Genomic DNA, 18507 nt, shown 5'->3' on the forward strand with positions numbered 1-18507 from the left:
ATGGCGAAGGCGAACAACGATGTGGTGATCACCGGCGTCGGCATCGTCACCTGTCACGGTGTCGGGGCCGAAGCCCATGTGGAAATCCTCGGCGCGGCGAAGGCTCCCGAGCTGAAGATCGAGACGGAGCGCTTCGCGCCCTATCCGGTCCATCCGATGCCGGAGATCGACTGGAACCAGCAGATCCCCAAGCGCGGCGACCAGCGCCAGATGGAGAACTGGCAGCGCCTCGGCGTCTTCGCCGCAGGCCTCGCGCTCGACGATGCCGGCTTCAAGGACGATGCGGAGGCCTGCGGCACGATGGACATGATCGTGGCGGCGGGCGGCGGCGAGCGCGACATCAATGTCGACTCGCTGATCGTCGACGAGGGCCTGAAGCGCAACGACCGCGAACGCCTGCTCAACGAGAAGCTGACGACGGAGCTGCGCCCCACGCTCTTCCTCGCCCAGCTTTCCAACCTGCTCGCCGGCAACATCTCCATCGTGCACAAGGTCACCGGCTCCTCGCGCACCTTCATGGGCGAGGAGGCCGCCGGCATCAGCGCCGTCGAGACGGCGTTCCACCGCATCCGCGCGGGACAATCGACGCACACGCTCGTCGGCAGCGCGCTCGTCGCCGAGCGTCAGGACGTCATCCTGCTTTATGAAGCGATTGGCGCCCATGCGACGGGCGGCTGGACGCCGCTCTGGTCGCGCGACGAGAAGGCCGGCGGCGGCATCATCACCGGCTCGGCCGCCGCCTTCCTCATCCTCGAATCCCGCGCGCATGCCGAAGCCCGCGGCGCGCGCATCTACGCGACGATCGACGCGGTCGGCGGCGACCGCGGCGCGCGCGACGAGGGCCGGCTGGAGGCGCGTCTCGAACGTCTTGCCGAGGGCGCCGAGCCCGGTGCCGGGACCGTGGTCTTTTCCGGGGCGTCCGGCGCGCATGATGCGACCGCCCGCGAGAAGGCCTGGCTCGACAGGCGCTTTTCCGGCAGCCCGGTGCGCGGCTACAGCGGCGTCATCGGCCAGTCTCTCGAAGCGCAGTTCCCGCTCGGCCTGGCGCTCGCCGCGCTGACGCTCGGCTCCGGCGTCGAGGTCGCCCCGTTCGATACGGCCGCCGAGACGCCGATGACCGCGCCTGCCGCGGCCGCCGTCGTCACCACGGTCGGTCATTCGCGCGGCGAGGGCGTCGCCATCCTTGTCGCAGAGAAGTGAGGTTCCGGTCATGACGAAAGCCGCATACAGGGATCATCTCGGTCGCCCCATCGTCGCCGTCACCGGCATGGGCGTCGTCACCTCGCTGGGGCAGGGGCTCAAGGACAACTGGACGGCGCTCACCGGCGGCGTGTCCGGCATCCACGCCATCACCCGCTTCCCGGTCGACGGGCTCAACACCCGCATTTCCGGCACCGTGGATTTCATCGAGGTGCCCGTCGAAAACCCGGTCGAGCGCTCCTACGCCTATGCCCGCGAGACGACGGACGAGGCCCTGGCGCAGGCCGGCCTTTCCGGCGAATTCGGCGGTCCGCTCTTCCTCGCCGCCCCGCCGATCGAGCCGGACTGGCGCGACCGTTTCGCGCTCGCCGACCGCGCCCCGCCCTCGCAGCGCCCGGGCGATGCCTATGACCGCTTCCTCGCCGTGCTGCGTGAAAATCCCAGTCCGGCGCTGCACGAGGCCTGGGCCTTCGGTTCGATCTCCGAGCGGCTTTCCGACCGCTACGGCACGCGCGGCCTGCCGGTGACGCTGTCCACCGCCTGCGCTTCCGGCGCGACGGCCATCCAGCTCGGCGTCGAGGCGATCCGCCAGGGCCGCACCGACCGGGCGCTGACCGTCGGCACCGACGGCTCGGTGACGGCCGAGGCGCTGATCCGTTTCGCGCTGCTCTCGGCGCTCTCGACGCAGAACGACCCGCCGACCAGGGCCTCGAAGCCCTTCAGCAAGGACCGCGACGGCTTCGTGATCGCCGAAGGCGCGGCGACGCTCGTCCTGGAATCGCTGGAATCGGCGGTCGCCCGCGGCGCCAAGGTGCTCGGCATCCTCAAGGGCTGCGGCGAGAAGGCGGACCATTTCCACCGCACGCGCTCCTCGCCGGACGGCGGGCCTGCCATCGCGACGATCCGCGCGGCGCTGGAAGACGCCGGCATCGACGAGGGCGGCATCGGCTATATCAACGCCCACGGCACCTCGACGCCGGAGAACGACAAGATGGAGTACCTCTCCATGTCGGCCGTCTTCGGCGACAGGCTGGCGGGCATTCCGGTCTCCTCGAACAAGTCGATGATCGGGCACACGCTGACGGCGGCGGGTGCCGTCGAGGCGGTGTTCTCCATCCAGACCATGCTGACCGGGACCCTGCCGCCGACCATCAACTACCAGAACCCCGACCCGACGATCCTTCTCGACGTCGTGCCGAACGTGAAGCGCGACGCGCGCGTCACCGCGGTTCTCTCCAACTCCTTCGGCTTCGGCGGCCAGAACGCCAGCCTCGTCATGACGGCGGAACCCGCCTGATAGGAATTTGCCCATGCGTGCCCTGCAGCTTCTCGACGACCGCAAGCTCGAACTCACCGACATCCCGGAACCGGAGGCGCCCGGCCCCGGCGAGGTGACGCTGCGCGTCAAGGCCGTCGCCCTCAACCATATCGACGTCTGGGGCTGGCGCGGCATGGCGTTTGCCAAGCGCAAGATGCCGCTCGTCATCGGCGCGGAGGCGGCCGGCGTCGTCGAAACGCTCGGGCCCGGCGTCTCCAGCGTGCTGCCCGGCCAGCTCGTCTCCATCTACGGCGCGCGTACCTGCGGCCTCTGCAAGCCCTGCCGCGAGGGCCGCGACAACCTGTGCGAACATGTCGGCGGCGTGCACGGTTTCCATCTCGACGGCTTCGCGCAGGAGAAGGTGAACCTTCCCGCCCGCCTGCTGGTGCCCGCACCGCCCGGCGTCGACGCGGTCGGCGCGGCGCTCGCGCCCGTCACCTTCGGGACGGTCGAGCACATGCTGTTCGACAACGCGAAGCTCGAACCCGGCGAGACGATCCTCGTCCATGCCGGCGGCTCCGGCATCGGCACGGCGGCGATCCAGCTCGCCAAGAAGATCGGCTGCACCGTCATCACTACGGTCGGCTCGAACGACAAGATCGAGAAGGCGAAGGCCCTCGGCGCCGACCATGTCATCAACTACCGCGAGGACCGCTTCGAGGGCGTCGTGCGCAAGCTCACGAAGAAGAAGGGCGTCGATGTCGTCTTCGAGCATGTCGGCAAGGACACCTGGGCGGGCTCCATGCTCTGCCTCAAGCGGGGCGGGCGCCTCGTCACCTGCGGTTCCACCTCGGGCGTGTCGACCGACATGAACCTGATGATGCTCTTCCAGCAGCAATTGAAGCTCCTCGGCTCCTTCGGGTGCCGGATGGAGAACATGGCGGACGCCATGCAGAAGATGGCGCGCGGCCTCGTGCATCCGGTCATCGACACGGAAGTCACCTTCGACGGCATCGCGACGGCGCTGGAACGCATGGAATCGCGCCAGATCTTCGGCAAGATCGTCCTGAAGCTGGACTGATCCGGTGAGGATGGTCGTCACACGCCTCGTCCTGGCGCTCAGGAACGTCAAGCAATGGCTCGAGGCGCAGTTCGCCTTCGGCCTGCTCAATATCCTGAAGCTCCTTCCGGCGGACGGTGCGATCAATTTCGCCGACCGCGTGGCCCGCTGGATCGGCCCGAGGACGAAGCGCCACAAGCTGACGCTGACGAACCTGCGCAATGCCTTTCCCGAAAAATCCGATGCGGAGATCGAGGCCATCGCGCTCGATGCCTGGGGCAATATGGGCCGGCTTGCCGCCGAATACGTCTTCCTCGACAAGCTGTTCGATTTTGACCTGGAGAGAACGACGCCCGGCCGCATCGAGGTCTCCGGCATCCCGCTCTTCGTGGACCTGCGCGACAACCCGCGGCCCTTCATCGTCTTCACCGCCCATACCGGCAATTTCGAGCTTCTGCCGGTCGCCGGCGCCGCCTTCGGGCTGGACGTGACGGTGCTCTTCCGCCCGCCGAACAATCCCTACGTCGCCGACAAGGTGTTCGAGTTCCGCCGGGCGCGCATGGGCCAGCTCGTGCCGTCCCATGCCGGCTCCTCCTTCACGCTCGCGCGGAAGCTGGAGGCGGGCGGCCCGGTCGGCGTGCTGGTCGACCAGAAGTTCACCAAGGGCCTGCACACGAAGTTCTTCGGCCGCGACGTGCAGACCAACCCACTCCTTGCAAAGCTCGTGCGCCAGTTCAACTGCGAGGTCTATCCGGCCCGCTGCATCCGCCTGCCGGGCAACCGCTACCGGCTGGAACTGGAGCCGGCGATGGAGATTCCCCGCAGGGCGAACGGCTCCGTCGACGTCGAGGCGACGGCGCAGATGCTCAACGACAAGGTGGAGCAGTGGGTGCGGGAATATCCCGGCCAGTGGCTGTGGTATCACGACCGCTGGAACATCAAGCGCAGCCTTATTACTTGAGCGCTTATTGTTTCTTTCTTCCCCTTTCAATTCTGAATACGTTCATTTTGCCGAATTGTGCATATTCTGGCCAATTATGGGTTTGACATCCTCCCATTCGCTGTTACCATTTTGCTAATGTAAGCGCTTTGGGCAGCGGATCTGAGAGGGCGACAATCAAAGCCATATCCCGTTTCTGAACAGACTAAGTAATGTTGTTGTATGATTGCTGTAGGTTTCAGCAATTCAGGGAGCAAGAATTGAAAGCTCTTGTAGAGTTGTTCTGGTTTAAGTATTCGCAGCTCCAGCATGCCGTGAAGATCGGAAATGAAAAGCTCATTTCCATGCTGGACAGGGAAATCGAACCGGCCCTGACGGCCGTGTTGCAGAAGGAGGCGAGCGACGTCTCCGAACTCCGCTCCCAGTTCCAGTTCGTGGTGGATCTTCTCCGGGAAGAATCGGAAGACAGGGCCTGCGTGCTCCGCCAGGCGCACAATCTCAAGCTCCTGCTGGATCGCTATTTCGGCACCGACGAGGCCGCCCGGCCGTTCGGGCTCAACCAGCCGGACGGCGCGCGTCCCGCGGCCGCGCCGCGCATCGTCGAGGACGGGCTGCTCAACGAGGCGATCCTCGACAGCCTGCCGGACCGCGTCGCGGTCATCACCACGGATTACCGCTACCTCTATTCTAACCCGCTGAATGCGGAACGCTTCAGCGAGAAGCCCATCGACCTCGTGGGGCGCCATGTCGTCGAGTTCATCGGCGTGCAGCGTTTCGAAAGCCGCGTGAAGCGGCACCTGGATCGCTGCTTTGCCGGGGAGGTGGTCGAATACGACTACATTTCCTCGCGCCGGGGCAATGCCATGACCCGCTGCCGCATGACGCCGTGCATGTCCGCGGCCGGAAACGTGCTCGGCGCCATCCTCGTGCTCCAGGAGATGCTGGAGTCGCGCGATCCCATGGCGGCCTGACAGCCTATGGGGCGAGCCCGGCGCCGCGCAGCATGAACTGCTGCTCGAAGGCGATGTGGCGGCGGATCGATTCGAAGAAGCCGCGGAGCATGTAGCCCGCGGCTTCCGCGTTCACGGTGCCGTCGCCGCTGCCGAGCCGCGTCAGCGTATCGGTCAGCTCCTCCGCGAAGCATTCGTCCTCGACGTGCTCGAATTTCAGCCGGGCAATGGCCTCGGCGAGCTCCCCGGCGCCCGAGCCGTTGCCTTGCAGCATCGGGAACAGGGCCTCCTCCTCGTAGCGGTGGATGCCGTTGATGAGCGGGATCAGGGATTTGGCGGCGTAGATGCATTTCTGCCGGTTGATGTTCGCCGGCAGGCTGTCGGCGATCTCCTCCAGCGCCTGGCAGAGTGTCAGCTGGGCGTCATGGGCTTTCCTCAGCCAGTCGAGTGAGACGGCGTCCGTCGGGCGATCCGAAAGCAGCCGGGCGATGCCAGTGTAGTCCGTCATGTCGTGCTTCCTCGTTTGGGAAGAGCCGCGGGCGTTTCGACGCGCGGCTGCGTCAACCTGTCCTTTGATGCCGCCGGCTTCCGGTCCCCGCCTTGATCCATGTCAAGGATGCTTCCTCACGCATCTGCGAAGGCTCAGTCGAGCGTAATGGCCGATTCCGTACGGGAGCCGGTCGTTGCGGGAAATTGACGAGTTGGGGGATGCCAACGATGAAATATGCAACGGAAACGATTGTCCTGGCCGTGGGAGCGTTCATCGCGCTACTCGGCGCGGCCTTTGCCCAGGACAGGCTCTTCGAGGCCCACATGTGGGTCCTCTTCTTCGTGCTGCTGGGCAGCACGCTCTTCATGGTGCGGCGCATCTCCTTCGCGCCGGCCGCGGCGGCCGCGTCCTCGAAGGACGACGGCGGCTATTTCGACGAGGTCATCAAGTACGGCGTCATCGCGACGGTGTTCTGGGGCGTCGTCGGCTTCCTCGTGGGCGTCGTCGTGGCGCTCCAGCTGGCCTTCCCCGACCTCAACATCGAGCCCTGGCTGAACTTCGGCCGCACGCGCCCGCTGCACACCTCGGCGGTGATCTTCGCCTTCGGCGGCAACGCGCTGATCGCGACCTCCTTCTACGTCGTGCAGCGCACCTCGCGCGCGCGCCTCTTCGGCGGCAATCTCGGCTGGTTCGTGTTCTGGGGCTACCAGCTCTTCATCGTCATGGCCGCCACCGGCTACCTGCTCGGCATCACGCAGGGCAGGGAGTACGCCGAGCCCGAATGGTATGTCGACCTCTGGCTGACGATCGTCTGGGTGGCCTACCTCGTCGCCTTCCTCGGCACGATCATGACGCGCAAGGAACCGCACATCTACGTGGCGAACTGGTTCTTCCTGTCGTTCATCGTCACGATCGCCATGCTGCACGTCGTCAACAACCTGGCGATCCCGGTCTCCTTCCTCGGCGTCAAAAGCTATTCGGCCTTCGCCGGCGTGCAGGACGCGCTGACGCAATGGTGGTACGGCCACAACGCCGTGGGCTTCTTCCTGACGGCCGGCTTCCTCGGCATGATGTACTACTTCATCCCAAAGCAGGTGAACCGCCCGGTCTATTCCTACCGCCTGTCGATCATCCACTTCTGGGCGCTGATCTTCATGTACATCTGGGCAGGCCCCCACCACCTGCACTACACGGCGCTGCCGGACTGGGCGCAGACGCTCGGCATGGTCTTCTCGGTCATGCTCTGGATGCCCTCGTGGGGCGGCATGATCAACGGCCTGATGACGCTCTCGGGCGCCTGGGACAAGATCCGCACCGACCCGATCGTGCGCATGATGGTCATGGCCGTCGCCTTCTACGGCATGGCGACCTTCGAGGGCCCGATGATGTCGATCAAGTCGGTCAACTCGCTCAGCCACTACACGGACTGGACGATCGGCCACGTGCATTCGGGCGCGCTCGGCTGGAACGGCCTCATCACCTTCGGCGCGGTCTACTTCCTCGTTCCCAAGCTGTGGAACCGCGAGCGGCTCTACTCGATCCGCATGGTCAACTGGCACTTCTGGCTCGCCACGCTCGGCATCGTCGTCTACGCCGCCGTCATGTGGGTCGCCGGCATCCAGCAGGGCCTGATGTGGCGCGAATACGACGAGCAGGGCTTCCTGGTCTACTCGTTCGCCGAAACCGTCGCGGCCATGTTCCCCTACTACGTGCTGCGTGCCGTCGGCGGCGGGCTGTTCCTCCTGGGGGCTCTCATCATGGCCTACAACGTGACCATGACAATCCTCGGCTACCAGCGTGACGAGGCCCCGATCCCGGGCGCCGCGCCCGCGCTCCAGCCGGCCGAATAGGAGGGGACACGATGTCCATTCTTGATAAACACGCCATCCTCGAGCGCAACGCGACGCTTCTGCTCGTCGGCTCGCTCTTCGTGGTCACCATCGGCGGCATCGTCGAGATCGCCCCGCTCTTCTACCTGGAAAACACCATCGAGAAGGTGGAGGGCATGCGGCCTTATTCGCCGCTGGAGCTCGCCGGCCGCGACATCTACGTCCGCGAGGGCTGCTACGTCTGTCACAGCCAGATGATCCGGCCGTTCCGCGACGAGGTGGAGCGCTACGGGCATTATTCGCTCGCCGCGGAATCGATGTACGACCATCCGTTCCAGTGGGGCTCGAAGCGCACGGGGCCAGACCTTGCCCGCGTCGGCGACCGCTACTCGAACGAGTGGCACGTCCAGCACCTGATCGAGCCGCGCTCGGTCGTGCCGGAATCGGTGATGCCGAGCTACGCCTTCCTTAAGGAGACGCCGCTGGAGGTGAAGAACGTTTCCATGCACTTGACCGCCAACCGCGGCGTCGGCGTGCCCTACAGCGACGAGATGATCGCCAATGCCGAAGCCGACCTGAAGGCGCAGGCCGACCCGAACGCCGACACGTCCGGCGTCGAGGCCCGCTATCCGAAGGCCAAGCTCGGCGACTTCGACGGCGATCCGGCCAAGCTCACCGAAATGGACGCGCTCGTCGCCTACCTGCAGATGCTCGGCACGCTGGTGGACTTCTCCACCTACGACGACGCAGCCGGCTACCGCTGAGGAGGATCTCATGGAAACCTATACCGCCATGCGCCACTTCGCCGACAGCTGGGGGCTGCTTGCCATGACGCTGTTCTTCCTGGCCGTCGTCCTCTTCACCCTTCGCCCCGGCGCCCGCAAGGCCGCCGAACGGGCCGCCGAAATCCCTCTCAAGGAGGACTGATCATGGCCGAGAAGCATATTGACGAGATCTCGGGCGTCGAAACCACCGGCCACGAGTGGGACGGCATCAAGGAGCTGAACAACCCGATGCCGCGCTGGTGGGTCTGGACGTTCTACGCCACGATCCTCTGGGCGATCGGCTACACGATCGCTTTCCCGGCCTGGCCGATGATCTCGGATGCGACGAAGGGCATGCTCGGCTGGTCGAGCCGTGCCAATGTCGCGACCGAGCTGGCCAGCGCCAAGGAAGCGCAGGCCGGCTTCGTCGACCAGATCGCCAGGTCGTCCCTCCAGGAGATCATGGCCGATCCGCAGCTCTCGCAGTTCGCCATTGCGGGCGGCGCCTCGGCCTTCAAGGTCAACTGTGCACAGTGCCACGGCTCGGGCGCGGCCGGCTTCCCCGGCTTTCCGAACCTCAACGACGACGACTGGGTCTGGGGCGGCACGGTGGACGACATCTACCAGACCATCGCCCACGGCATCCGCCATCCGGGCGATGACGAGACCCGCATCGGGGAGATGCCCGCCTATGGCGACATCCTGCAGCCCGAGGAGATCAAGCAGGTCGCAGCCTATGTCGTCAGCCTGACCGGCACGCCGTCGGATGGCGCCCTGGTCGAGCCCGGCAGGCAGATCTTCGCGGACAACTGCGCCGCCTGCCACGGCGAGGACGCCAAGGGCAACCGCGAGATGGGCGCCCCGAACCTTGCCGACGCCATCTGGCTGAAGGGCGAGGGCGAGGCGGCCATCGCCGCCCAGGTCCGCTCGCCCAAGCACGGCGTCATGCCCGCCTGGCTGCCCCGCCTCGGCGACCCGGCCGTCAAGCAGCTCGCGATCTTCGTGCACTCGCTCGGCGGCGGCGAATAGGGGCGGCAGCTCCGGACAGGAAGGCCGCGGGAAACCGCGGCCTATTCCTTAGGCGACCACCATGTTCCGCCCCATCGCCTTCGCGCGGTAGAGGTTGCGGTCGGAAGCCGCGAGCGCTTCCAGCGGATCGAAGCGAGGCGGGCAATGAAAGGCGCCGATGCTGACGCCGAGCGCGATGCGCACGCCCGCCGGCGTGCGCAGGTCGACGGCCTTGACCGCCTCCCGGATCGTCTGGGAGTGGTCGAGCATGCGTTCCGGCGTGGCTTCGTGCAGGAAGACGGCGAATTCCTCGCCGCCCAGTCGTCCGACGAGGTCGTCTTGCGAGGCCAGTTCGCAAAGCAGGGCGCCGACGAGGCTCAGGGCTTCGTCGCCCGCCGCGTGGCCGAAGCGGTCGTTCACCGACTTGAAGTGGTCGAGATCGAGGAAGAGCAGGCCGCCACGAACGCCGGCATCGCTCCGTGCGTCGAGCTCGGCCAGGAAGGCGGTGCGGTTGAGGACGCCGGTAAGCGCGTCCCGCCGGGCCTGCTGCTGCAGGCGGTCGTAGGCGGCGGCGAGCTTGTCCTTCGTCTCCGCCAGCGCCGCATTCGCCGCGCGCAGCTTCCCCGACTGGTAGAAATGCGCGAACGAGGCGGGGATCGAGATGGCGATGGGGCAGACGATCGTCATGACGAGGCCGGCGCCCGCCACCTTGCCGCCCATCAGGGGAACGAAGGCGAAGCTGATCAGGAGCGACGCCAGCGTGGAAAGCGCCCCGACCGCCAATGCCTTGCCTAGGATTTTGTACATGGAACGAGCCTGCGTCCTTTTGATCGCAGGCCCTGACTATGAGCGTCTGATTGAAAAAGCCTGAATTCCTTTGGTAAAAATCGTCCGGGCGATCAAATTGACGTTACGGAAGGCATTTTACCGGTCGGACCAGACGGCGAGCGCATAGCCGTCGGGGTCCGTGAACTGGAAGCGCCGGCCGCCGGGGAAGTCGAAGATCGGCTTGGCGATCGTTCCTCCCGCCTTCTCCACGCGGGCGAGGGCATCCTCCAGGTCGTCCGCGAAGAGGATGACGAGCGGCCCGCCATCGGCGTTGACCGGCGCGAGGGTGGTGAAGCCGCCGGTGAGCCGGCCGTCTTGGAACTCGCAATATTGCGGGCCGTAATCCTTGAAGGTCCAGCCGAACGCGCCGCCATAGAAGGCCTTGCTTCTTTCGATGTCCGCGACGTTGAACTCGATATAGTCGATCTTGCGGTCCGCGCCCTTGCTGCTCATCGTGCCGTCTCCCGTTCTTCCATCAGCCTTGCCAGCGCGTCGAGGTCGCGCGCGATGTGGGCGGCATCCTTCTCGAAGGCCGCGTCGTCCGTGCCGGGCTGCCGCAGCAGCGTGAACATCACCTCCGCCCCGTCGCCGTTCGGCACGATGCGCAGCGCGTTTTCCACGACGAGGCCGGTTTCCATCGTCACGGAATGGTCGATGACGCCGAATTCGTTGAGAGGAGCAAAGCGCACGCGCACGCTGCCGACCGGGCCGCCGTCGGCGATCCATTCGTCGCCGTCCCGCGTGAAGCCGGATGCGAGGCCGCAGGCCCAGAGCGCCATGTTTTCCGGCTTTGCGGCAAAAGCATAGACCGTGCGCCAGTCGCGCTGGATGGTCCGGTGGATGATGCGGGCGGGCATGGTCGTCATCGGTCGTTCCCTTTCTTCGGGCGACCATACGCGATCCGGCGGCGATGTCTTGAACGAAACGGACAATCAGCCGCGGATCTGCCGCAGGATCTCTCCGGGCGTCAGGCTGGTCAGCGCCAGCACGTCCCGGTTCATGTGCGCCTGGTCGGCAAAACCCGCCTCGGCCGCAAGCACGGCGAGGGGAGCCGTGCCGCCGGCGATCCGGCCGAGCAGCTTTTGCAGCCTGAGGACGCGGCCGAGCGTCTTCGGGCCGTAGCCGAATTCCGCGACGCTGATTCGCCTCAAGGTACGTTCCGTCACGCCGATCTCGGCGGCGATCGTTTCCGCAGGCAGGCGCGCGCTCAGCGCGTGCAGCGCCGTGGCAGCGGGGCGGATCGCCGGCAGGTCCCGCGCCTTCGCAGCAAAAAGCTCCTGAAGAAGCCGCAGGCGCTCCAGCGGGCCGTTTGCCGCACGGAGGCGTTCGTGGCCGGCGTTCATGCCGCCCGGCCGAATGTCTTCAAGGGCGATGATCCGGCCGGTGAGGGCGTCGAGGTCGCAGCGCAGCAGGTGGCGGGCGGCGCCCGGCCGGAAGCGCAGGCCGAGGATCGTCTCGCCGGGGCGCAGCGCGGGGAACGCCGCCGTCCGGTCCGGCCCGGCGACGAGGAAGCCGTGCTCGGTCCACAGCAGGTCGACGCAGCCGTCCGGCACGACCGCGATGCGCGCGGCCGGCTCGCTTTCCGGCGCGCGATGCATCCAGGCGCAGCGGACCGCGGGGCAAAGCGCCTCGGAAACGGCGAATTCGCGGTAGTCGCCATAGTGTTTCGCCAGGATCGTGCCTGTCATCGTGTCCTCTCCGTGCGGCAACCCGCCACGCCATTCGATGCGCAAAACTTGACGTAGATCAACGATAGCGGCCCTTGTTGGCGTCATTGTGCCGGCACAACGACAGGTGCGGCCGATCCACATGCAGCAGAATACCACCACGATCTACAATTCCGTCGAGCGCCACGAGGCGGAGCCCGTCAATTCGGCGAAGGTGCGCAAGCCGCTCTACGAGAAGCGCAAGAAGATCTTCCCGAAGCGCGCGGAAGGCCGGTTCCGGCAGTTCAAGTGGCTGGTGATGCTCATCACGCTCGGAATCTACTACCTGACGCCGTGGATCAGATGGGATCGCGGCCCGCATGCGCCGGACCAGGCCGTGCTCGTCGATCTTGCCGGCCGGCGGTTCTATTTCTTCTTCATCGAGATCTGGCCGCAGGAATTCTTCTTCGTCGCGGGCCTGCTCGTCATGGCGGGCTTCGGGCTCTTCCTCGTCACCTCGGCGGTCGGGCGCGCCTGGTGCGGCTATGCCTGCCCGCAGACCGTCTGGGTCGACCTCTTCCTCGTCGTGGAGCGGGCGATCGAGGGCGACCGCAATGCGCGCATCAAGCTCGACGCCGGTCCCTGGACGCTCGACAAGGTGTGGAAGCGCGTCAGCAAGCACGCGGTCTGGCTCATGATCGCGGTCGCCACCGGCGGCGCATGGATCTTCTACTTCGCCGATGCGCCGACGCTACTCGTCAATTTCGTGACGCTGCAGGCCCCGCCGGTCGCCTACATGACCGTCGCGATCCTGACGGCCACGACCTATGTGCTGGGCGGGCTGATGCGCGAGCAGGTCTGCACCTACATGTGTCCCTGGCCGCGCATCCAGGCGGCGATGCTCGACGAAAGCTCGCTGGTCGTCACCTACAACGACTGGCGCGGCGAGCCGCGCACGCGCCACGCCAAGAAGGCGATCGCCGCCGGCGAGAGCGTCGGGGACTGCGTCGACTGCAACGCCTGCGTCGTCGTCTGTCCCATGGGCATCGACATCCGCGACGGCCAGCAGATGGAATGCATCACCTGCGCGCTCTGCATCGATGCCTGCGACAACGTGATGGACAAGCTCGGCAAGGAACGGGGGCTGATCGCCTATGCCACGCTCTCCGACTATTCGGCCAACATGGCGCTCGCGACGGCCGGCGGCACCACGGCGATCGACCCGAAGCGCGTGCGCGATGCCGATGGCCGCTTCGACGGGAAGATCCGGCATTTCGACTGGCGCATCATCTTCCGCCCGCGCACGCTGCTCTATTTCGGCGTCTGGTCGCTGGCGGGGCTGGCGCTCGTCTTCGCGCTGCTTTCCCGCGACCGGCTGGACCTCAACGTCATCCACGACCGCAACCCGCAGTTCGTCGTCGAATCGGACGGCTCGATCCGCAACGGCTATGCCGTGAAGCTGCTCAACATGATCCCCGAGCCGCGCGTCATCACCGTCTCCATCGAGGGCATGCCGGGCGCCACGATGAAGGTCGCAGGCCATGACGGCACGGACGGGCGCAGCGTCGACGTGCCGGTCGATCCGGACAAGGTGACGGCGCTGCGCGTCTTCGTCACGCTGCCGAAGGATCGCCTTGCCGAGGCGGCCGAAGGCTTCCGGATCATCGCCGAGGACCGGCAGGGCCACGAGCGCGACGTCTATTCCGCCAACTTCAACACACCGGGAGCAAAGTGATGGGCATGGAGCGCAAGCAGCAGGGTTTCGTCTTCACCGGCTGGCACATGGCGGGCGTCATGGTGCTGTTCTTCGGAACGATCATCACCGTCAATCTCATCATGGCCTGGAACGCCTCGCACAGCTGGAGCGGCCTCGTGGTGCAGAACACCTATGTCGCCAGCCAGCAGTTCAACGGCAAGGTGGCGGAGGCGAAGGCGCTCGCCGCGAGCGGCATCGAGGGCAGCCTTGCCATCGAGGACGGCCGCATCGCCTATCGCATCGCCGATGCCAAGGGCGCGCCGCTCGCCGCAGATGACGTCTCGGCAGTCTTCAAGCGCCCGGTGGACGAGCGCAAGGATTTCACGCTCGTGCTGGAACCGGCGGGGCAGGGGCTCTTCGTCGCCGAGCGCGCCGTGCCGGCCGGCCAGTGGGTGGTCGACATCAGCACCAGGCGGGACGGCGAGCGGGTCTTCCACCAGACCGTCCGCACGGTGGTCGCGGGAGGGGCGAAATGAGCTGCTGCGCACCCGGCACGGAAGGCGCCGCCGAGATGCAGCACCCGCTGCCGTCCTCGGAGGAACTGATGCTCGCCAGCCGTCCGGTCGGCGAGGGGCTGCGCCAGAGCGACCTCAGCGTGCCCGGCGTCCATTGCGGCACCTGCATCACCACCGTCGAGGGCGCGCTGAACGCGCTGCCGGAGGTGGTGCGTTCGCGCGTCAACCTCTCCACCCGCCGCGTCTCGGTGGTCTGGAAGGAAGAGGTCGAGGGCCGTCGAACCGATCCGCAGGCGATAGCCGCCGCGATCCGCGCCACCGGCTACGACGCGCACCTCTTCTCGCTCGCGGCCGAGGGTGACGACGTGCTGCGCAACCAGCTCATCCGCGCCGTCGCCGTCTCGGGCTTCGCCGCCACGAACATCATGCTGCTGTCGGTTTCGGTCTGGTCGGGGGCTGAGGCGGCGACGCGCGACCTCTTCCACTGGATCTCCGCCTTCATCGCCGGCCCGACGCTGGTCTATGCCGGCCGCTTCTTCTACCGGTCGGCCTGGAACGCGATCCGCCACGGCCGCACCAACATGGACGTGCCGATCGCCCTCGCCATCACGCTGTCCTATGCCGTGTCGCTCTGGGAGACGCTGCACAGCGCCGAGCACGCCTGGTTCGACGCGACGGTGAGCCTCCTCTTCTTCCTTTTGATCGGCCGCACGCTCGACCACGTCATGCGCGACCGCGCCCGCTCAGCCATCACCGGGCTCGCGCGCCTTTCGCCGCGCGGCGCCATGGTGGTGCGGCCGGACGGCACGCGCGACTACCGGCCCGTCGAGGAGATCGCCGTCGGCGAGCATCTTTCCATCGCCGCCGGCGAGCGCATCCCCGTCGACTGCCGCGTGCTCTCCGGCGCGAGCGACGTCGACCGCTCCATCGTCAACGGCGAGAGCGACCCGATCGCCGCAGGCCCCGGCACGCGGCTCGAAGCCGGCGCGATGAACCTCACCGGCTCGCTCACGGTCGAGGCCGTTGCGACCGCGCGCGACTCGTTCCTGTCGGAGGTCATCGGGCTCATGGAGGCGGCCGAGGGAGGAAGGGCGCGCTACCGCCGTATCGCCGACCGGGCGGCGCAGGTCTATTCGCCGGCCGTGCACCTCCTGGCGCTCGTCTCCTTCCTCGGCTGGGGCCTTTACGACGGCGACTGGAAGCATGCCATGCTCGTCGCCATCGCCGTGCTGATCATCACCTGCCCCTGCGCGCTCGGCCTTGCCGTGCCCGTCGTGCAGGTCGTCGCGGCGGGCCGGCTCTTTGCCGGCGGCGTCATGGTGAAGGACGGCTCGGCGATGGAGCGCCTTGCCGAGATCGACACCGCCGTCTTCGACAAGACCGGCACGCTGACGCTCGGAAAGCCGCGCCTCGTCGGCGGGGAGAAGGCCGATCGCGCGCATCTGGCGCTTGCCGCCGCGCTCGCCGTCCATTCGCGCCACCCGCTTTCGGTGGCGCTGGCCGGCGCCAATGCGGGCCCGGTGCCTGTCATCGAAACGGTGACGGAGGTCGCCGGCGGCGGCCTCGAAGCCGTCACGCCGCAGGGCGTGCTCCGCCTCGGCAACCGCGCCTTCGCCTGCGGCAAGGCGCCGGCGGGTGAGGAGGAGCACGGGCTGTCGGAGGTCGTGCTGTCGCGCGACGGTGTGGTGCTGGAAACCTTCCGCTTCGAGGATGCGCTGCGCACCGGCGCCGCCGAGGCCGTCGCCGCGCTGAGGCGCGACGGTATCGCGATGGCGATCCTCTCCGGCGACCGCGCCCCCGCCGTCTCCCGCATCGCCGGCCTGCTCGGCATCGGCCGCTGGCGCGCCGCGCTTTCGCCGCGGGAAAAGACGGAGGCCGTCGCCGAGCGCGCCGCCGGCGGACACCGCGTCCTCATGGTCGGCGACGGCATCAACGACGCGCCGGCGCTCGCCGCCGCCCATGTCTCCATCGCGCCCGCGACGGCGGCCGATGTCGGGCGGCAGGCGGCGGATTTCGTCTTCCTGCACGAAAGCCTCGAAGCCGTGCCCTTCGCCTACGAGACCGCGCGCCGCGCCGGCCGCCTCATCCGGGAGAATTTCGCGCTCGCCATCGGCTACAACGTCATCGCCGTGCCGATCGCCATCCTCGGCCACGCGACGCCGCTGATCGCCGCCATCGCCATGTCCACATCCTCGATCATCGTGGTGGTGAACTCGCTTCGCCTGCGCGGAAGACTGCCGGCCTTCGCGGTGCGCGCGGCGGACGAGGCCCGCCCGGTCAAGCTCATGGTGCAAGCCGCATGAACACGCTGATCTTCCTCATCCCCATCGCGCTCTTCCTCGGCGGGCTCGGCCTTGCCGCCTTCCTCTGGTCGCTGAAGAGCGGCCAGTACGACGACGTGGAAGGCGCGGCCTGGCGTGTGCTCGACGACGGCGACGACAAGCCGGGGCGCTGATTTCGAGCGGTTCTAAAAACACTGTCCGAACAAACAATTGCTTGTCGTAAATCGATTTGAATGCCAAAACACCTCCGCTGGAGTTGAACTCCTCACTCTCTTTTTGCGCGGCGTTTCCGGCACGGGTCCGGCAAGAATCCCCCGCCGCGCCATCCTACGGAGGTATGAACGTGGCACAGGCGGAAATCGGGCTTATCGGTCTCGGCGTGATGGGATCGAACCTCGCGCTCAACATTGCCGAGAAGGGCAACAAGATCGCGGTCTTCAACCGCACGGTGGCGCGCACGAAGGAATTCTACGAGGAGGCCGGCGACCTGAAGGACCGGATCGTGCCCTGCGACACGATCGAGGAATTCGTCGCCGCCATCCGCCCGCCGCGGCCGATCATCATCATGATCCAGGCGGGTGCCGCGGTCGACCAGCAGATGGAGCTGCTGCGTCCCCATCTCGAAAAGAACGACATCATGATCGACGCCGGCAACGCGAACTTCCGCGACACGATGCGCCGCTTCGATGCGCTGAAGGACAGCGGCCTCACCTTCATCGGCATGGGCGTTTCCGGCGGCGAGGAGGGCGCGCGCCACGGCCCGTCCATCATGGTCGGCGGCACGGAAGACTCCTGGAAGCGCGTCGAGAAGGTGCTGACCTCGATCGCCGCCAAGTACAGGGACGAGCCCTGCGTCGCCTGGCTCGGCGAGAACGGCGCGGGTCACTTCGTCAAGACCATCCACAACGGCATCGAATATGCCGACATGCAGATGATCGCCGAGATCTACGGCATCCTGCGCGACGGCCTGAAGATGAGCGCGTCCGAGATCGGCGACGTCTTCGCCGAATGGAACAAGGGGCGCCTTGAATCCTACCTCATCGAGATCACCGCGAAGGTTCTCGCCGCCAGGGACCCGATCGGCGGCGGCCCGGTCGTCGACGTGATCCTCGACAAGGCCGGCCAGAAGGGCACGGGAAAATGGTCGGCCATCGAGGCGCAGAACATGGGCGTGCCGGCGACCGGCATCGAGGCCGCCGTCGCGGCCCGCTCCATCTCCTCCTTCAAGGCCGAGCGCGAGGCGGCGGAGAAGATCCTCGGCCTGCCGGACGTCCCGCCGCTCCAGGTTTCCGACAGGGCCGCCTTCATCAAGGACCTCGAAAGCGCGCTGCTCGCCGGCAAGATCGGCGCCTATGCGCAGGGCTTCGCCGTGATGGCGGCCGCCTCGAAGGAATATAACTGGAACCTGCCGATGCCGACGATCGCCAAGATCTGGCGCGCCGGCTGCATCATCCGCTCGCAGTTCCTCGACGAGATCACCAGCGCCTTCACCAAGGCGCCGGACGCGGCGAACCTCATCGTCACCCCGGCCTTCGCCGCCATGGTGAAGGAAACCGATGGCGCTCTGCGCCGCGTCGTCTCGGCCGCCGCGCTCCACGGCCTGCCGGCTCCCGCGCTCGCCTCGGCGCTCGGCTATTTCGACAGCTACCGCCGCGCCCGCGGCACGGCGAACGTCATCCAGGCCCAGCGCGACTTCTTCGGCGCCCACGGCTTCGACCGCGTGGACGGCGCCGACAGCCATCATGGGCCGTGGGGCTCGGGGCTGAACGGCTGAGGTTCGGCGGAAGGCTGAATTTCAAAGGCCCGGTTGCAAGACCGGGCCTCTTGTGTTTGGAGGGTTTATTTCGGCGTGGCGTGTGGATCCTCGGGTCAAGCCCGAGGATGACGAAAGAAGAGAAGGGCGTGCAAGACAACGCCTTCCCAGCATGCCGCACCGTTCAAGGGGCGGGAAAACCTCTGCCTCCCCTCCGTCATCCTCGGGCTTGTGTGGAAGAAGTGTGGTTTACTGGATGCACCGGCCGGGATGCGCATCCCGGCCGGT

At 66.8% G+C, this 18507-nt stretch carries 19 protein-coding genes; 14 read left to right on the top strand and 5 right to left on the bottom strand.

Features of this window, described 5'->3' with window-relative positions:
- The 5 genes from ACIIOY_RS21240 to ACIIOY_RS21260 all read left to right on the top strand — a co-directional run bounded on the left by ACIIOY_RS21240 (window position 1) and on the right by ACIIOY_RS21260 (window position 5429).
- Window positions 1-1200, top strand: a complete 1200-nt coding sequence (locus ACIIOY_RS21240) for a beta-ketoacyl-ACP synthase (RefSeq protein ID WP_411036672.1) — start codon at window positions 1-3, stop codon at window positions 1198-1200.
- Window positions 1201-1210: 10 nt separating this feature from the next.
- A complete protein-coding gene (locus ACIIOY_RS21245; RefSeq protein ID WP_411036673.1) occupies window positions 1211-2497 on the top strand; it encodes a beta-ketoacyl-ACP synthase in 1287 nt (428 codons plus the stop codon).
- A 13-nt stretch (window positions 2498-2510) separates the two neighbouring features.
- Entirely contained in the window at window positions 2511-3539 is a 1029-nt protein-coding gene (locus tag ACIIOY_RS21250) for a zinc-binding dehydrogenase (protein ID WP_411036674.1), read from the top strand.
- Between the two features lie 10 nt (window positions 3540-3549).
- The gene (locus ACIIOY_RS21255) at window positions 3550-4479 is read left to right on the top strand and encodes a lipid A biosynthesis lauroyl acyltransferase (protein WP_411036675.1); all 930 of its coding nucleotides are present in this window, start codon (window positions 3550-3552) and stop codon (window positions 4477-4479) included.
- 239 nt (window positions 4480-4718) lie between these two features.
- A complete protein-coding gene (locus ACIIOY_RS21260; protein WP_411036676.1) occupies window positions 4719-5429 on the top strand; it encodes a PAS domain-containing protein in 711 nt (236 codons plus the stop codon).
- 4 nt (window positions 5430-5433) lie between these two features.
- Here ACIIOY_RS21260 and ACIIOY_RS21265 read toward each other — a convergent pair whose 3' ends face one another.
- Window positions 5434-5916, bottom strand: a complete 483-nt coding sequence (locus ACIIOY_RS21265; protein ID WP_411036677.1) for a hemerythrin domain-containing protein — start codon at window positions 5914-5916, stop codon at window positions 5434-5436.
- Between the two features lie 209 nt (window positions 5917-6125).
- Here ACIIOY_RS21265 and ccoN point away from each other — a divergent pair, with 209 nt between their 5' ends.
- The 4 genes from ccoN to ccoP are packed head-to-tail and all read left to right on the top strand — an operon-like array spanning window position 6126 to window position 9520.
- Window positions 6126-7748, top strand: coding sequence for a cytochrome-c oxidase, cbb3-type subunit I (gene ccoN / locus ACIIOY_RS21270; protein WP_411036678.1), 1623 nt, complete (start codon window positions 6126-6128; stop codon window positions 7746-7748).
- Window positions 7749-7759: 11 nt separating this feature from the next.
- The gene (ccoO, locus tag ACIIOY_RS21275; RefSeq protein WP_411036679.1) at window positions 7760-8491 is read left to right on the top strand and encodes a cytochrome-c oxidase, cbb3-type subunit II; all 732 of its coding nucleotides are present in this window, start codon (window positions 7760-7762) and stop codon (window positions 8489-8491) included.
- A 10-nt stretch (window positions 8492-8501) separates the two neighbouring features.
- On the top strand, window positions 8502-8654 hold the full coding sequence (locus tag ACIIOY_RS21280; RefSeq protein WP_160784500.1) for a cbb3-type cytochrome c oxidase subunit 3: 153 nt from the start codon (window positions 8502-8504) through the stop codon (window positions 8652-8654).
- Window positions 8655-8656: 2 nt separating this feature from the next.
- Window positions 8657-9520 carry a cytochrome-c oxidase, cbb3-type subunit III gene (gene ccoP / locus ACIIOY_RS21285; RefSeq protein ID WP_411036680.1) on the top strand — a complete coding sequence of 288 codons (864 nt, stop codon included), beginning with the start codon at window positions 8657-8659 and terminating at the stop codon, window positions 9518-9520.
- 48 nt (window positions 9521-9568) lie between these two features.
- On the opposite strand, the gene ACIIOY_RS21290 is transcribed toward ccoP, so the two are convergent.
- From ACIIOY_RS21290 to ACIIOY_RS21305, 4 genes are all read right to left on the bottom strand, one after another.
- Window positions 9569-10306, bottom strand: a complete 738-nt coding sequence (locus ACIIOY_RS21290; protein ID WP_411036681.1) for a GGDEF domain-containing protein — start codon at window positions 10304-10306, stop codon at window positions 9569-9571.
- Window positions 10307-10423: 117 nt separating this feature from the next.
- Window positions 10424-10780: a VOC family protein gene (locus tag ACIIOY_RS21295; protein ID WP_411036682.1), complete on the bottom strand. Its 357-nt coding sequence runs from the start codon at window positions 10778-10780 to the stop codon at window positions 10424-10426.
- Window positions 10777-11193 carry an SRPBCC family protein gene (locus ACIIOY_RS21300; protein ID WP_411036683.1) on the bottom strand — a complete coding sequence of 139 codons (417 nt, stop codon included), beginning with the start codon at window positions 11191-11193 and terminating at the stop codon, window positions 10777-10779. The genes ACIIOY_RS21295 and ACIIOY_RS21300 overlap by 4 nt, the downstream gene beginning before the upstream one ends.
- A gap of 66 nt (window positions 11194-11259) precedes the next feature.
- On the bottom strand, window positions 11260-12015 hold the full coding sequence (locus ACIIOY_RS21305; protein WP_411036684.1) for a helix-turn-helix domain-containing protein: 756 nt from the start codon (window positions 12013-12015) through the stop codon (window positions 11260-11262).
- Between the two features lie 121 nt (window positions 12016-12136).
- Between ACIIOY_RS21305 and ccoG the strand changes: the two genes are divergently transcribed.
- The 5 genes from ccoG to gnd all read left to right on the top strand — a co-directional run bounded on the left by ccoG (window position 12137) and on the right by gnd (window position 18240).
- Window positions 12137-13708, top strand: a complete 1572-nt coding sequence (ccoG, locus tag ACIIOY_RS21310) for a cytochrome c oxidase accessory protein CcoG (protein WP_411036685.1) — start codon at window positions 12137-12139, stop codon at window positions 13706-13708.
- Window positions 13708-14205, top strand: coding sequence for a FixH family protein (locus tag ACIIOY_RS21315; RefSeq protein WP_411036686.1), 498 nt, complete (start codon window positions 13708-13710; stop codon window positions 14203-14205). Before ccoG ends, ACIIOY_RS21315 begins: the two co-directional genes overlap by 1 nt.
- Window positions 14202-16487 (top strand): cation-translocating P-type ATPase, encoded by a 2286-nt coding sequence (locus tag ACIIOY_RS21320; protein WP_411036687.1) that lies wholly within the window; start codon window positions 14202-14204, stop codon window positions 16485-16487. The genes ACIIOY_RS21315 and ACIIOY_RS21320 overlap by 4 nt, the downstream gene beginning before the upstream one ends.
- Complete coding sequence (gene ccoS / locus ACIIOY_RS21325) at window positions 16484-16639, top strand: cbb3-type cytochrome oxidase assembly protein CcoS (protein WP_411036688.1); 156 nt, start codon at window positions 16484-16486, stop codon at window positions 16637-16639. Before ACIIOY_RS21320 ends, ccoS begins: the two co-directional genes overlap by 4 nt.
- Before the next feature lie 170 nt (window positions 16640-16809).
- On the top strand, window positions 16810-18240 hold the full coding sequence (gnd, locus tag ACIIOY_RS21330) for an NADP-dependent phosphogluconate dehydrogenase (protein WP_411036689.1): 1431 nt from the start codon (window positions 16810-16812) through the stop codon (window positions 18238-18240).
- The last annotated feature ends 267 nt before the right edge of the window (window positions 18241-18507 follow it).

This window comes from Shinella agrisoli (genome assembly GCF_046557955.1).
In the GTDB taxonomy this organism is placed as follows: domain Bacteria; phylum Pseudomonadota; class Alphaproteobacteria; order Rhizobiales; family Rhizobiaceae; genus Shinella.

Bases quoted from the DNA above. Each gene is read 5' to 3' on its own strand.
- ACIIOY_RS21240 (WP_411036672.1), top strand. From the start codon at position 1: ATGGCGAAGGCGAACAACGATGTGGTGATCACCGGCGTCGGCATCGTC.
- ccoS (WP_411036688.1), top strand. From the start codon at position 16,484: ATGAACACGCTGATCTTCCTCATCCCCATCGCGCTCTTCCTCGGCGGG.
- ccoN (WP_411036678.1), top strand. From the start codon at position 6,126: ATGAAATATGCAACGGAAACGATTGTCCTGGCCGTGGGAGCGTTCATC.
- ccoG (WP_411036685.1), top strand. From the start codon at position 12,137: ATGCAGCAGAATACCACCACGATCTACAATTCCGTCGAGCGCCACGAG.
- ACIIOY_RS21290 (WP_411036681.1), bottom strand. From the start codon at position 10,306: ATGTACAAAATCCTAGGCAAGGCATTGGCGGTCGGGGCGCTTTCCACG.
- ccoP (WP_411036680.1), top strand. From the start codon at position 8,657: ATGGCCGAGAAGCATATTGACGAGATCTCGGGCGTCGAAACCACCGGC.
- ACIIOY_RS21320 (WP_411036687.1), top strand. From the start codon at position 14,202: ATGAGCTGCTGCGCACCCGGCACGGAAGGCGCCGCCGAGATGCAGCAC.
- ACIIOY_RS21265 (WP_411036677.1), bottom strand. From the start codon at position 5,916: ATGACGGACTACACTGGCATCGCCCGGCTGCTTTCGGATCGCCCGACG.
- ACIIOY_RS21280 (WP_160784500.1), top strand. From the start codon at position 8,502: ATGGAAACCTATACCGCCATGCGCCACTTCGCCGACAGCTGGGGGCTG.
- ccoO (WP_411036679.1), top strand. From the start codon at position 7,760: ATGTCCATTCTTGATAAACACGCCATCCTCGAGCGCAACGCGACGCTT.
- ACIIOY_RS21300 (WP_411036683.1), bottom strand. From the start codon at position 11,193: ATGACGACCATGCCCGCCCGCATCATCCACCGGACCATCCAGCGCGAC.
- ACIIOY_RS21255 (WP_411036675.1), top strand. From the start codon at position 3,550: ATGGTCGTCACACGCCTCGTCCTGGCGCTCAGGAACGTCAAGCAATGG.
- ACIIOY_RS21295 (WP_411036682.1), bottom strand. From the start codon at position 10,780: ATGAGCAGCAAGGGCGCGGACCGCAAGATCGACTATATCGAGTTCAAC.
- ACIIOY_RS21250 (WP_411036674.1), top strand. From the start codon at position 2,511: ATGCGTGCCCTGCAGCTTCTCGACGACCGCAAGCTCGAACTCACCGAC.
- ACIIOY_RS21315 (WP_411036686.1), top strand. From the start codon at position 13,708: ATGGGCATGGAGCGCAAGCAGCAGGGTTTCGTCTTCACCGGCTGGCAC.
- ACIIOY_RS21245 (WP_411036673.1), top strand. From the start codon at position 1,211: ATGACGAAAGCCGCATACAGGGATCATCTCGGTCGCCCCATCGTCGCC.
- ACIIOY_RS21305 (WP_411036684.1), bottom strand. From the start codon at position 12,015: ATGACAGGCACGATCCTGGCGAAACACTATGGCGACTACCGCGAATTC.